10 protein-coding genes are annotated in these 14180 nt (G+C 67.6%); 6 read left to right on the top strand and 4 right to left on the bottom strand.

The window, feature by feature from the left end; all coding sequences use genetic code 11:
* Positions 1 to 104 precede the first annotated feature (104 nt).
* Positions 105 to 2030, top strand: coding sequence for an asparagine synthase (glutamine-hydrolyzing) (asnB, locus tag XM1_RS06040; RefSeq protein ID WP_068431252.1), 1926 nt, complete (start codon positions 105 to 107; stop codon positions 2028 to 2030).
* Positions 2031 to 2149: 119 nt separating this feature from the next.
* Here asnB and XM1_RS06035 read toward each other — a convergent pair whose 3' ends face one another.
* The 3 genes from XM1_RS06035 to XM1_RS06025 are packed head-to-tail and all read right to left on the bottom strand — an operon-like array spanning position 2150 to position 4110.
* Complete coding sequence (locus XM1_RS06035) at positions 2150 to 2884, bottom strand: ABC transporter substrate-binding protein (RefSeq protein WP_068431249.1); 735 nt, start codon at positions 2882 to 2884, stop codon at positions 2150 to 2152.
* On the bottom strand, positions 2881 to 3564 hold the full coding sequence (gene queC, locus XM1_RS06030; protein ID WP_068431246.1) for a 7-cyano-7-deazaguanine synthase QueC: 684 nt from the start codon (positions 3562 to 3564) through the stop codon (positions 2881 to 2883). Before queC ends, XM1_RS06035 begins: the two co-directional genes overlap by 4 nt.
* A 3-nt stretch (positions 3565 to 3567) precedes the next feature.
* Positions 3568 to 4110: an aspartate 1-decarboxylase gene (locus tag XM1_RS06025; RefSeq protein ID WP_068431243.1), complete on the bottom strand. Its 543-nt coding sequence runs from the start codon at positions 4108 to 4110 to the stop codon at positions 3568 to 3570.
* A 164-nt stretch (positions 4111 to 4274) separates the two neighbouring features.
* Here XM1_RS06025 and XM1_RS06020 point away from each other — a divergent pair, with 164 nt between their 5' ends.
* Complete coding sequence (locus tag XM1_RS06020) at positions 4275 to 5642, top strand: glutamate--cysteine ligase (protein WP_068431240.1); 1368 nt, start codon at positions 4275 to 4277, stop codon at positions 5640 to 5642.
* Positions 5643 to 5651: 9 nt separating this feature from the next.
* Positions 5652 to 6539, top strand: coding sequence for a class A beta-lactamase (gene bla, locus XM1_RS06015; protein ID WP_068431237.1), 888 nt, complete (start codon positions 5652 to 5654; stop codon positions 6537 to 6539).
* A gap of 10 nt (positions 6540 to 6549) precedes the next feature.
* On the opposite strand, the gene XM1_RS06010 is transcribed toward bla, so the two are convergent.
* Entirely contained in the window at positions 6550 to 7347 is a 798-nt protein-coding gene (locus XM1_RS06010) for an undecaprenyl-diphosphate phosphatase (protein WP_068431234.1), read from the bottom strand.
* Positions 7348 to 7595: 248 nt separating this feature from the next.
* On the opposite strand from XM1_RS06010, the gene XM1_RS06005 reads away from it, so the two are divergent.
* From XM1_RS06005 to XM1_RS05995, 3 genes are all read left to right on the top strand, one after another.
* Positions 7596 to 9011: an NAD(P)-dependent oxidoreductase gene (locus XM1_RS06005; RefSeq protein WP_068431231.1), complete on the top strand. Its 1416-nt coding sequence runs from the start codon at positions 7596 to 7598 to the stop codon at positions 9009 to 9011.
* Positions 9012 to 9107: 96 nt separating this feature from the next.
* On the top strand, positions 9108 to 13637 hold the full coding sequence (gltB, locus tag XM1_RS06000) for a glutamate synthase large subunit (RefSeq protein WP_068437559.1): 4530 nt from the start codon (positions 9108 to 9110) through the stop codon (positions 13635 to 13637).
* Positions 13638 to 13774: 137 nt separating this feature from the next.
* On the top strand, positions 13775 to 14137 hold the full coding sequence (locus XM1_RS05995; RefSeq protein WP_068431227.1) for a hypothetical protein: 363 nt from the start codon (positions 13775 to 13777) through the stop codon (positions 14135 to 14137).
* Positions 14138 to 14180 lie beyond the last annotated feature (43 nt).

Raw genomic sequence — 14180 nt, 5'->3', positions numbered from 1 at the left:
AATCGCCCGATCAGGCTGCGCCATCGGCCCAATTCTCAATGAGTTTCCCTCATGGGGATTTGGTATAAGCTCTGGCCAATTCTCATCGGGATTCTTGCCCCTCCATGTGCGGCTTCGCCGGCTTCCTCGACCTGACCCAACCCACCCCGGACCGGGACAAGGTGGTGCGCGCCATGGCCGCCACCCTGGTCCATCGCGGACCTGACGACGACGGCGCCTGGGTCGACGACGAAGCGGGCGTGGCGCTGGGGTTCCGCCGGCTGGCCATTCTCGACCTGTCGCCCCAGGGCCACCAGCCCATGGCGTCGCACGACGGGCGCTGGGTGATCAGCTTCAACGGCGAGATCTACAACCACGCCGCCTTGCGCGAACGGCTGGGCGGCGGCATCGCCTGGCGCGGCCATTCCGACACCGAGGTGCTGCTGGAGGCGGTTGCCGCCTGGGGCGTGGAGGCGGCGCTTTCCGCCTTCGACGGCATGTTCGCTTTCGCGCTGTGGGACCGCGACGAGCGCGTTCTCACCCTGGCCCGCGACCGCTTCGGCGAGAAGCCGCTGTATTGGAGCCGGTCGGGCGGCGCCTTGCTGTTCGGCTCGGAGCTGAAGGCGCTGGCCGCCCATCCTGGCTGGCAAGGCGGCATCGACCGCGACGCCCTGGCGCTGTTCATGCGGCTGGGCTGGATTCCGGCGCCCCACACCATCCATCCCGGCGTGTTCAAGCTGCCGCCCGGCCATGTGATGCGGGTGAAGGGCGGCGAGGTGACGCTCCAACCCTATTGGTCGGCCGCCCAATGCGCCGCCGGCCAGGAAGGGCGTTTCACCGGCACCGCCACCGAGGCTGCCGACCGGCTGGAGGATTTGCTGCGCGAGTCCATCTCCTTGCGCATGCAGGCCGACGTGCCGGTGGGCGTCTTCCTGTCGGGCGGCATCGATTCGTCCATCACCGCCGCCCTGATGCGGCAGATGTCGTCCGAGCCGGTCCATTCCTTCACCATCGGCTTCGACCAGTCGGGCCTGGATGAAAGCCCCCACGCCCGCGCCGTCGCCGATCACCTGGGCACCATCCACACCGAGGTGCGGATCAGCGACCGCGAGGCGCTGGACGTGGTGCCGCGCTTGGCCCGTCTTTACGACGAGCCCTTCGCCGACGCCGCCGCATTGCCCACCGCCCTGCTGGCCCAGGTGACGCGCAAAAGCGTCACGGTGGCCCTGTCGGGCGACGGCGCCGACGAGCTGTTCGGCGGCTACGGCATCTATCGCTCCATCCCCAGGGACTGGAAGGCCCTGCAAGGCCTGCCCGGCGGTGTGAAGAGCCTGGGTGCGGGGGCGGCCCGCCGCCTGGCGGGACCGGCGGAAGGGCTGGCCGCCCTGGCCGGGGGATTGCGCAAACGCCGCTCCCACCCCGGCTATCGCCTGGGGCGCGAGGCCGAGCGGCTGGAGGCCGGTACCCTGGCCGAACTGCTGGGCCTGCACTATTCCCGCTGGCGCGGCATGTCCGATCTGGTGCCCGGCGCCGGACGGGCCCAAAGCCTGTTCACCGCGCCGGGGCCTGCGGTCCGGGACGACGCCCTGGCCACCATGGTGCTGGATGCCATGGGCTATCTTCCCGACGATCTGTGCGTCAAGACCGACCGCGCCACCATGGGCGCCTCGCTCGAAGCGCGCCTGCCCTTCCTGGCGCTGGCCATCGCCGAATTCGCCTGGAGCCTGCCCACCGCGCTGAAGATCGAGGGCGACGTGGGCAAGGCGGTGCTGCGCAATGTCTTGTACCGCCACGTTCCCCGCCCCCTGGTGGACCGCCCCAAGATGGGCTTCGAGGTGCCGCTGCGCCGCTGGCTGAACGGCGAGTTGAGGGGCTGGGCCGACGACCTTCTGTCCGAGGACAGACTGCGCCGGCAGGGCTGGCTGAACGCGCCGCTGGTGGCCGGCTGCTGGCGCGAGCATCGCACCGGCGCCAAGAACTGGCAGAACGAAATCTGGCACGCCCTGATGTTCCAGGCCTGGCTGGAAGCCGTCACATCAAATCCGAATTGATAATTCGGATTTGATATTTCCCATTTATGCCCCTCGCCGGGCGCAATCCTCCGGATTGCTTGGCCGCGCCCGCAATGGGCGCTGGATACGGAATCCGAATTGATAATTCGGATTCCGTATCAATCCCTGAACGAATTGCGCTCGCGGGCCGCCTGGACGGCCGCCCGGTCGGCGGCCAGGATGCCGTCGATGCTCCCGTCCCGGCGCATGGCCGCCAGGGCTTCGGCCAATTTGGGAACCAGATGGGCGTGGCGGGCGTTGACGTAGTGGTAAAGCGGGGACATCGACACCGGCGGGCTCAGCGCCCGGACCGGCCCCAGTTTCAACTCGTCAACCAGCAGCCACACCGCCTCGCCCAGCACCGCCACCTGGCAATGCCCGGCCTTGACCATGCGCAGCGCCGCCCCGTTGGTGGAGACCAGTTCGCGGGTCATTCCCTGGGTGGCCGTCTCGCCCAGCTTGAAGCCCCGGACCACGCAGATGCTGTAGGGACGCAGGCTCTCCCAGCCGGTCACCGGAAAGGTCATCCCGGCGGTGAAGACGACGGAATCGAAGGTCAGGACCGGCTCGGGCACCCGGACCAGATGAGGATAGCGGGGCTCGAGCCCCGCCATGCGCATGGTGTCGCCGTCGGTGTCGCTGGTATCGGCCGAGATGATGGCGCGTTCGTTGGGGCGGATATCGGCCACCGCCTCCAGCCCGATGCGGCGATAGGCCTCGCGCACCACCTGGAAGCCCCTGATGCTGAGATGGTCGCCCTGAATCTGCGAGATGACGTGGAGATCGGCGGCGGCGGCCGGTCCCGCCGCCAGCCAGATGGCCAGGGCGAGGACGGCGGGCGCCGCCCATCTCATGGCCCGTACTCCGCCGGGTCGGACAGACCGGCCTCGGCGAAGCCCTTGAGGCGGAGCCGGCAGGAATCGCAATGGCCGCAGGCGCGGCCCTGGGCATCGGGGTCGTAGCAGGTGGACGTGATGGAATAATCCACCCCGAGATCGAGACCGCGCCGGATGATCTGGCCCTTGGTCAGGTCGATCAGCGGGGTGTGCAGCCGCAGCGGCGTTCCCTCCACCGCCGCCTTGGTGGCGAGGTTGGCCATGGCCTCGAACGCCTTGATGTAGTCGGGGCGGCAATCGGGATAGCCGGAATAGTCCACGGCGTTGACGCCGACGAAGATGTCGGCGGCGCCGATCACCTCGGCGAAGGCCAGCGCGAAGGACAGCATGATGGTGTTGCGCGCCGGCACGTAGGTGACCGGAATGCCCGCCGGGATCGCCTCGTCCAGGTCGCCCTTGGGCACCGCGATGTCCGACGTCAGCGCCGAGCCGCCGAACACCCGAAGATCGATGTCGGCGATGCGGTGGTCGCCCACCCCCATGGCGGCGGCCACCCGCTGGGCGGCACGGATTTCCACGGCGTGGCGCTGGCCGTAGCGGAAGGTCAGCGCGGCAGGTGCGAAGCCCTCGGCCTTGGCGATGGCCAGCACGGTGGCGGAATCGAGACCGCCGGAGAGCAGGACGACCGCCGGCTTCATGGTCTAGAGCGAGAAGTGCGAGGCGATGAAGGAATCGATCTCGGCCTCGCTCCAGCCCTTGGCCGCCAGATCGGAGCGGACCTTGAAGACGTCCACGTTGGGCCAGGTGTGGCAGCTTTCGATGGTGTGCTTGTCGGCGTCGACGATGCGGAAGTCGTAGGGGCGCTTCTCGCTTCGGAAGACGTCGTAGTACAGCACCTGGTCCACGTGGTTGTCGGGCAGGAAGGTCAGGATGCGCGGCTTGATCTCGTAAAGCTTTTCCGGCCCCGAGATGTCGGCGGACGCCGCGATGATCAGCTCGTCGCCCTTCTGGCAGGTGCGCGCCGCCGCGCCGTTCAGCACGCAGCAGCGCGAGCCCGGCTCGCCGAAGATGACGTAGGTGGAGATTCGCGCCGCCGAATTCTTGTTCCAGATGTCGACGAATTCCATGGGATAGATGCCGGCCATCTCGCACTGCTCGGGATCAAGGGTGATCGAGCCGTGGTAGTTGAGGTCGGCATTGGTGACGCGAATGCCATGCAGCTTCGCGCGGATGATCTTCATCATGGGGCACCGGAACAAACTTGCAGCATAGTGCAGTGACGTAAACGTACCGGGGCCCCTTCCGCAACACCTTATTGCGGTCAGGGGCGCGGATTCGGCGCTTGACGCCCCGATGCGCGCTGTCGTTTGCTGGGGCTCCCCAGTCGCTCAGTAGGATAATTCCGCCCATGTCCGCACCCGCCAAGCCCAGCGGCGAGCCCATCGCCGGCAAGCACCAGCTGGTCGAGTACCTGGAATCCGGGTGCAAGCCGAAGGACTCCTGGCGCATCGGAACCGAGCACGAAAAGTTCGGTTTTTGCGCCAAGGACCTCAAGCCGCTGCCCTATGACGGCGACAACGGCGTCAAGGCCATGCTGGACGGGCTGGCGGCGCTGGGCTGGGAGCCGGTGTTCGAGGGCGACAACGTCATCGCCCTGTTCGACCATTGCGGCGCCGCCATCAGCCTGGAGCCGGGCGGACAGCTGGAACTGTCGGGCGGCCTTCTGGAAAACATCCACCAGACCGCCGCCGAGGTCACCCACCACCTGGCCCAGGTCAAGCACGTGGCCCAGCGGCTGGGCATCGGCTTCCTGGGCGTCGGCTTCCAGCCCAAATGGGGCCGGGGCGACATTCCCTGGATGCCCAAGGGCCGCTACGTGATCATGCGCCGCTACATGCCCGAGGTGGGAACCAAGGGCCTGGACATGATGCTGCGCACCTGCACGGTGCAGGTGAACCTGGATTTCGCCTCGGAAGCCGACATGGTGAAGAAGCTGCGCGTCTCGCTGGCGCTGCAGCCCGTCGCCACCGCGCTGTTCGCCGCCTCGCCCTTCGTGGACGGCAAGCCCTCGGGCTTCGTCTCGGCCCGGGGCGACGTGTGGACCGACACCGACCGCTACCGCACCGGCGGCTTGGCCTTCGCCTTCGAGGACGGCATGGGCTTCGAGCGCTATGTGGACTGGATGCTGGACGTGCCTATGTACTTCGTCTACCGCGACGGCAAGTACATCGACGCGGCCGGGCAAAGCTTCCGCGACTTCATGGCGGGCAAGCTGCCCGCCTTCCCCGGCCAGCTGCCCACCATGGGCGACTGGGCCGACCACCTGACCACAGCCTTCCCCGACGTGCGCCTGAAGAAGTTCCTGGAGATGCGCGGCGCCGACGCCGGGCCGTGGCGGCGGCTGTGCGCCCTGCCCGCTTTGTGGACCGGGCTGCTCTACGACGATGCCGCCCTGGACGGCGCCTGGGAGCTGGTCAAGGACTGGACGGCGGAAGAGCGCGAGGCCTTGCGCGCCGCGGTGCCCGCACAAGGGTTGGCCGCCACCATCGGCGGACGGAGCGTGCGCGAGGTGGCGCAAGACGTGCTGGCCCTGGCCTCCAAGGGTTTGAAGGCCCGCAACCGCCTGAACGATTCGGGCCGCGACGAAAGCATCTATCTCGACCCCATCGAAGCGGTGGCGCAAAGCGGCAGGACCGCCGCCGAGGACATGCTGGAGGCCTATGCCACCCGCTGGCAGGGCTCGGTCGATCCCATCTTCCGCGAATACGCCTACTAAGGGCCCGCCGTGACCACCCTTTCGCGCCGCCGCCTGATCGCCGCCCTGGCCTCGGGCGGCGCGCTGCTGCTGTCCGGGACATCGCTGCGGGCCAGGGAGCTGTATCTGCGCCTCGCCGCCCCCCTGGCCGAGTTGGAATACCACAGCGGCGGCCGCCTGGGCGTAATGGTCAAGGACGTGGAGCGGGGCGAGACCGCCGGCCATCGTGCCGACGAACGCTTTGCCCTGTGCAGCACCGGCAAGGTGCCCACCGTCGCGGCGGCCCTGGCCCGCCACGACGCCGAGGGCGGTTGGCTGGAACGGCAGATCCCCGTCGCCGCCGCCGATCTGGTGTCGTGGTCGCCGGTGGTGGAACGGCGGGTGGGCGGCGTCATGACCGTCGCCGAGCTGTGCGAGGCCGCCCTGACCCAAAGCGACAATTCCGCCATGAACCTGCTGCTGCGCCTGTTGGGCGGACCGCAAGCGGTGACCGGGTATCTGCGCGGCCTGGGGGATGCCGAAACCCGCCTGGACCGCGTCGAGCCCGAGTTGAACGAGGCGGCATTGGGCGACGCGCGCGACACCACCACGCCGGCCGCCATGCTGGCCACCCTGGAGAAGCTGATGCTGGGCGACGCCCTGTCGCCCGCCGGACGCGCCCGGCTGGTGGGCTGGATGGCGGCCAACCGGACCGGTGACCGGCGGCTGCGGGCCAGCCTGCCGGAGGGCGCTTGGGCGGCGGAAAAGACCGGATCGGGCGAGCGCGGCAGCACCAACGACATCGGCGCCTTCCGCCTCGCCGGGCGGGGAGTGGTGCTGATCGCCGCCTATCTCACCGACACCACCTTGCCCGCCAACCGCCGCGATCTGGTGATCGCCGACGTGGCCCGCACCGTGGTCTATGCGCTGACCAATTGAGCGGCCTGAACTAGCCCCAGTAAGCCAGCCCGAGGATGGCGATCCCGAAGCCGATGCGGATGACGGCGAAGGGCGCGAAGGTGTTGCGCCCGACCCAGGCCATCATGGCGGCCAGGCCGACCAGGGAGACCAGCCCGGCCGTGACCATGGCCATGAGCAGGTCGCTGGAAAACACCAGTTGGGTGTGGTGGGCCAGCCCCCAGAAGGTCTTGATGCCGTGCCCCAGGATCAGGGGCATGGCCAGCAGCATGGAAAAGCGGATGGCCGCCTGGCGCTCCCAGCCCAGCAGGCGGGCGGCGGTGATGGTGATGCCGGTGCGCGACACGCCCGGCACCAGGGCGAAAATCTGCAGGACGCCCAGCCCGGCGGCGCTGAACCAGCCCATATGCTCGACCCGGCGCACGGTGACGCCCAGCTTGTCGCAAATCCACAGCAGCACACCGCCGGCGATCAGCACGATCGCCGCGCCGGTCGGCCCCACCAACCCGTGCGACCGCTCCAGCAACAGCCAGCCGGCGATGGCGGCGGGCACGGTGCCGACCAGGACATGCAGCAGCAGATAGGAGCCGTAATCCGGCTTGCCCTTGGCCAGACGCCACAACCCGACGTTCATGGCCCAGACGTCGCGCCAGAAATAGGCCATCAGCGCCAGCAGGGTGCCCGCATGGGCCGCCACCGACAGGGCCGACCGCCCTTCCGGTGTCCCGGCAAGATGGGGCAGCGCCGCCAGATAACCGGCAGCACCGAGAGGCAATACCTCTCCCAGCCCCTGAATCAGGGCCACGACCAGGACTTCCAGGAACGTCACTCGGGTGCCCCCCGTATGCGGCTGCCCCCTTATAGCACCGAGGCCCGCGACTCGGAAGGGAATCGGAAAGGTCCGAAACGGTACTATAATTTGACCCGCCTTCGCACATTCCTTTGAATGCAAATTCCGCTGTGGGCGGCCTATTTTGATTTAGGACATTAAAACTGACCTATTTAACCGATTTTCGTTGATCGGTCATGGTTTCTGACATATTTTTCCGCCCCGACCCCAGGGTTCGAGGATATGCCATGCCCCGCAAGATGCTGCAGTTCACCCATCTCCATCAGCGCCAGCCCGAAAAGCGCGGCCCTGCCGAACGTCGTAAGGATTTCGGCGAGATCAGCACCGCCTTCACCCCCGAGCGGGCCGGCGAGCAGGCGTCGCGCTGCGAGCAATGCGGCATTCCTTTCTGCTCCATCCACTGTCCGCTGGGCAACAACGTCCCCGACTGGCTGATGCTGGTGGCCCAGGACCGGTTGGAGGAGGCCTATGCCGTCTCGTCGGCCACCAACACCTTCCCCGAGATCTGCGGCCGCATCTGCCCCCAGGACCGCCTGTGCGAGGGCAATTGCGTGCTGGAGCAATCCACCCACGGCAACGTCACCATCGGGGCGGTGGAAAAGCACATCACCGAGACCGCCTTCGCCGAAGGATGGGTCAAGCCCATGCTGCCCGGCGCGGAATCAGGACGCTCGGTGGGCATCGTCGGCGGCGGCCCCGCCGGCCTCGCGGCGGCCGAGGCCCTGCGCCGCAAGGGCCATGCCGTCACCGTCTACGACCGCCACGACCGCATGGGCGGCCTCTTGATCTACGGCATTCCCGGCTTCAAGCTGGAAAAGGACGTGGTCGAGCGCCGCATCCGCCTGCTGACCGAGGCAGGGATCCGCTTCGAGACCGGAGTGGAGATCGGCAAGACCGTCTCCTTCGCCGAATTGCGTTCCCGCCACGACGCGGTTCTGATCGCCACCGGCGTCTACAAGGCCAAGCCGCTGGGCATCAGCGGCTCGGACCTGCCGGGCGTCCACGCCGCGCTGGATTATCTGATCGCCCAAAATCGCCGCGACCTGGGCGACAAGGTCGAAGGCCTCGACGCCAAGGGCCGCAACGTGGTGGTCATCGGCGGCGGCGACACCGCCATGGATTGCGTGCGCACCGCCATCCGCCAGGGCGCCAAGTCGGTGAAGTGCCTGTATCGCCGTGACCGGGCCAACATGCCCGGCTCCCAGCGCGAGGTGGCCCATGCCGAGGAGGAGGGCGTCGAGTTCGTCTGGATGGCCGCCCCCGAAGCCGTCACCGGCAAGGGCAAGGCCGAGGGCGTCAAGGCCGTGCGCATGCATCTGGGCATGCCCGATTCCTCGGGCCGCCAGAGCCCGGTGGCCATCGAAGGCTCGGGCTTCACGCTTCCCGCCGACATGGTCATCGCCGCGCTGGGCTTCGACCCGGAGGACATGCCCGCCCTGTTCGGGGCCTCCGACCTCAAGGTCTCCAAATGGGGCACCGTCGAGGCCGATTCCGCCCTGATGACCAGCCTGGACGGCGTCTTCGCCGCCGGCGACATCGTGCGCGGCGCCTCGCTGGTGGTCTGGGCCATCAAGGACGGCCGCGACGCCGCCGAGGCCATTCACCGCTACGTCAGCGCCAAGTCCGCCCAGGCGGCGGAGTAACGAATTTCTTCGTCATGGCCGGGCTTGACCCGACCATCCATGGACCCCCGGATCAAGTCCGGGGGTGACGAGATCGAAAAGTTGAAGGAGAGCACCATGTCCCGGAATCACGGCGAGCAATTCGTTGCCGAGTATCTGGAGAACGCCGCCAAGCTGGAATCCGCAGGCATCGACACCCGCCCGCATGACGCCTGCGGCGTCGGCATGGTGGCGGCGCTGGACGGCAAGCCCCGGCGCGACGTGGTCGAGGCCGGCATCCAGGCGCTGTCGGTGCTGTTCCACCGTGGCGCGGTGGACGCCGACGGCAAGACCGGCGACGGTGCCGGCATCCACGTGGAGATCCCCCAGGACTTCTTCAAGGACCACGTGGCCCGCACCGGCCATGCCGTGGCCGCCGGCCGCCTGGCGGTGGGCCAGGTGTTCCTGCCCAAGACCGATCTGGGGGCACAGGAAAGCTGCCGCTGCATCGTCGAGACCGAGATCCTGAACTTCGGCTATTCCATCTATGGCTGGCGTCAGGTGCCCGTCGACGTGTCGATCATCGGCGAGAAGGCCAACGCGACCCGGCCCGAGATCGAGCAGATCATGATCGCCAACACGCTGGGCACGCCCGAGGAACGCTTCGAGGCCGACCTGTTCGTCATCCGCCGGCGCATCGAGAAGCGGGTTCTGGCCAGCCACATCACCGACTTCTACATCTGCTCGCTGTCGTGCCGCTCGATCATCTACAAGGGCATGTTCCTGGCCGAGCAGCTGACCAGCTTCTATCCCGACCTGCTGGACGAGCGCTTCGTCTCGCGCTTCGCCATCTATCACCAGCGCTATTCCACCAACACCTTCCCCACCTGGCGTCTGGCCCAGCCCTTCCGCATGCTGGCCCATAACGGCGAGATCAACACGCTGACGGGCAACATCAACTGGATGAAGGCCCACGAGCCGCGCATGGAGCACGAGGTGTTCGGCGCCTCCATGGACGATGTGAAGCCCATCGTCCAGCCGGGCGGCTCGGATTCCGCCGCACTCGACAACGTCTTCGAGGTGATGTGCCGCGCCGGGCGCCCCGCGCCGCTGGTCAAGCAGATGCTGATCCCCGAGAGCCTGGGCTCCAACGCCCTGATGCCGGAAGCGCACCGCACCTTCTTCGGCTACTGCAATTCGGTGATCGAGCCGTGGGACGGCCCGGCCGCCATCTGCGCCACCGACGGCCAATGGGCGGTGGCGGGCGTCGACCGCAACGGCCTTCGCCCCATGCGCTTCACCATCACCAAGACCGGCCTGCTGATTCTGGGCTCCGAGACCGGCATGGTGAAGGTCAAGGATTGCGACGTGGTGGAAAAGGGCCGCGTCGGACCGGGGCAATCCATCGCCATCGACCTCGACGCCGGCAAGTTCTACCGTGACGGCGAGATCAAGGACCTTTTGTCGTCGCGCCGCAACTACTCCGCCTGGGTCAAGCGCATCACCGAACTGGATTCCCTGGTGCGGACCGGCGCGCCCGAGCCGGCCGAGCTGTCCTCGGACGAGCTGAAGCGCCGTCAGGCCGCCTATGGCATGACCATGGAAGACATGGAGCTGATCCTCCACCCCATGGTCGAGGACGCCAAGGAGGCGGTGGGCTCCATGGGCGACGACACGCCCTTGGCGGTGCTGTCGGCGGGCTATCGCGGCCTGCACCACTTCTTCAAGCAGAACTTCAGCCAGGTCACCAATCCGCCCATCGATTCCCTTCGCGAGTCCCGCGTGATGTCGCTTCGCACCCGGCTGGGCAATCTGGGCAACATCCTCGACGAGGATGAGAGCCAGTGCGACCTGCTGCAGTTGGAAAGCCCGGTGCTGTCCAACGCCGAATTCGCCGCCATGCGCAAATACATGGGTGAGGCGGCGGCCTCCATCGACTGCACCTTCGACCCCAAGGGCGGCATCGAGGCGCTGCGCGACGCCCTGGCCCGCGTGCGCCGCGAATCGGAAGAGGCGGTCAGGGGCGGCTGCACCCACCTGATCCTCACCGACGAGGGCGTGGGCGAAGCCAAAGCCGCCATCCCCATGATCCTGGCCGCCGGCGGCGTCCATTCCCATCTGGTGCGGCTAAGCTTGCGCACCTGGACCTCGCTCAACGTGCGCTCGGGTGAGTGCCTGGACGTGCATTACTTCGCCGTGCTGATCGGCGTCGGCGCCACCACGGTCAACGCCTATCTGGCCCAGGAAGCCATCGCGGAACGCCAGCGCCGGGGCCTGTTCGGCTCCATGCCGCTCGAGGAATGCGTGCGGCGCTACAAGTACGCCCTGGACCAGGGCCTGTTGAAGATCATGGCCAAGATGGGCATCTCCATCGTCAGCTCCTATCGCGGCGGCTACAATTTCGAGGCGGTGGGCCTGTCGCGCACCCTGGTGGCCGAGTTCTTCCCCGGCATGACCAGCCGCATCTCCGGCATCGGCCTGGTTGGCATCCAGAAGAAGACGGTGGAACAGCACGCCACCGGCTTCGGCGGCTCGGTTCCCGCTTTGCCCATCGGCGGCTTCTACCGCATGCGCCGCGGCTCCGAGGCCCATTCCTTCGACGGCAGCCTGATCCACCTGCTGCAGATGGCGGTGGCCACCGATTCCTACGCCACCTACAAGAAGTACTCGGACGGCATGCGCAAGCTGCCGCCCATCACCATCCGCGACCTTCTTGATCTCAAGCCCGCCGGCGCCCCCATCAGCCTGGACGAGGTGGAAAGCATCACCGAGATCAGGAAGCGCTTCCTTACCCCCGGCATGAGCCTGGGCGCCCTGAGCCCAGAGGCCCACGGCACGCTCAACATCGCCATGAACCGCATCGGCGCCAAGTCGGTGTCGGGCGAGGGCGGCGAGGACCGCGAGCGCTATCGCCCGCGCCCCAACGGCGACAACGCCAATTCGGCGGTGAAGCAGATCGCGAGCGGCCGGTTCGGCGTCACCGCCGAATACCTCAACATGTGCCGCGAGATCGAGATCAAGGTGGCCCAGGGCGCCAAACCCGGCGAGGGCGGCCAGCTGCCCGGCTTCAAGGTGACGGTGGAGATCGCCAAGCTGCGCCACGCCACCCCCGGCGTCATGCTGATCAGCCCGCCGCCCCACCACGACATCTATTCCATCGAGGACCTGGCCCAGCTGATCTACGATCTGAAGCAGATCAACCCCCATGCCCGCGTCACGGTGAAGCTGGTCTCGCGGTCCGGCATCGGCACCGTGGCGGCCGGCGTGGCCAAGGCCAAGGCCGACACCATCCTGGTCTCCGGCCATGTGGGCGGCACGGGCGCCTCGCCCCAGACCTCCATCAAGTTCGCCGGCCTGCCCTGGGAACTGGGGCTGTCCGAGGCCCATCAGGTGCTGACGCTCAACCGTCTGCGCCACCGGGTGAAGCTCAGGACCGACGGCGGCCTGAAGACCGGGCGCGACATCGTCATCGCCGCCATGCTGGGCGCCGAGGAATTCGGCATCGGCACCTCGTCCCTGGTGGCCATGGGCTGCATCATGGTCCGTCAGTGCCATTCCAACACCTGCCCGGTGGGCGTCTGCACCCAGGACCTGTCCTTGCGCGAAAAGTTCACCGGTTCGCCGGAGAAGGTGGTCAACCTGTTCAGCTTCATCGCCGAGGAGGTGCGCGAAATCCTGGCCAGCCTCGGCGTACGCAGCCTCTCCGAGGTCATCGGCCGCGCCGATCTGCTGCACCAGGTCAGCCGCGGCGCCAGCCACCTGGACGACCTGGACCTGAACCCGCTGCTGGCCCAGGCCGACACCGGCGGCTTCCCGCGCTATTGCGTCGAGGACAAGAGCCAGGAGGTCCCCGACACCCTGGACGCCCAGATGATCATCGACGCCAAGCCCGCGCTGGAAGACGGCGAGAAGATGCAGCTGGACTACAATGTCCGCAACGTCCAGCGCGCCATCGGCACCAAACTCAGCCACAAGATCTTCAAGCGCCACGGCATGACCGGGCTGGCCCCCGGCCACGTCACCGTGCGCCTGCGCGGCTCGGCGGGGCAAAGCCTGGGGGCCTTCGCGGTGCAGGGCCTGACCCTGGAAGTGTTCGGCGATTCCAACGATTACGTCGGCAAGGGCCTGTCGGGCGGCACCATCATCGTGCGCCCGCCGGTGGCCTCCAATCTCAAGAGCAACCTCAACACCATTATCGGCAACACGGTGCTGTACGGCGCCACCGCCGGCAAGCTGTTCGCCGCCGGCCAGGCGGGCGAGCGCTTCGCCGTGCGCAACTCGGGCGCCGAGACGGTGATCGAGGGCTGCGGCTCCAACGGCTGCGAATACATGACCGGCGGCACCGCCGTGATCTTAGGGCCCGTCGGCGCCAATTTCGCCGCCGGCATGACCGGGGGCATGGCCTTCGTCTACGATGCCGACGGCAGCTTCGCGCGTCGCGTCAATCCCGAAAGCGTCATCTGGCAACGCCTCGAGACGCCCCATTGGGAAGGCGTGCTGAAGGCGTTGGTGCAGGAACACGCCGCCGTCACCGGCTCGGCCTGGGCGGAATCGCTGCTGGCCGACTGGGACCGCGAAGTGCCGCGCTTCTGGCAGGTTATCCCGAAGGAAATGCTGTCCCGCCTCACCCATCCGGTGGGCCGCGACCGCATCGCCGCCGCCGAATAACCGGAAGCATAATAAGGCCTAGCCGGAGAGAGGGCTCCCCTCCTCCGGCCGGACCGCCCCACTACCCGTTTCCCCCCTCAACATCGCGGGCTTGCCGAGGCACTCTTTAAGGAAGGGTGAATTCGGGGAAGACGGAGATGATCGCGATCTGGGACACTCGGTTTTCAGTGGGGAATGCCCTGGCCGATGCAGAGCATCGGCAGGTGATCAGCATCCTCAATGAAATCGACGTGGCCTGCCGGGTCGGCGCTCCGCCCGAGGTGATGGGAAAGGCGCTGGAATCCCTGGCGCAAAGCATCGACGCCCACTTCGCCCACGACACGCCGCCGCGCAGTGACCACCTCGCCATCGCCGCCTCGGCCCGCCGCCTGCTCGAAGCCTGGCGCAGCGGCACCCCCAACGCCCTGGAACGCCGCGTCCTGGTCAACCTGGCCCGGCGCTGGATCGACCACATGGGCCGCCAGGAAGCCGCCCAGCCCTCCCAGCGCATGGCCGGCTGACCTCGGACTTCTTACGGACAAATCTTCGGGAAAGCGTTGGAGC

Source organism: Magnetospirillum sp. XM-1 (assembly GCF_001511835.1).
Lineage (GTDB): Bacteria > Pseudomonadota > Alphaproteobacteria > Rhodospirillales > Magnetospirillaceae > Phaeospirillum.
Note: the sequence above shows the minus strand (reverse complement) of the source record. Positions and strands in the feature narration are given on the sequence as shown.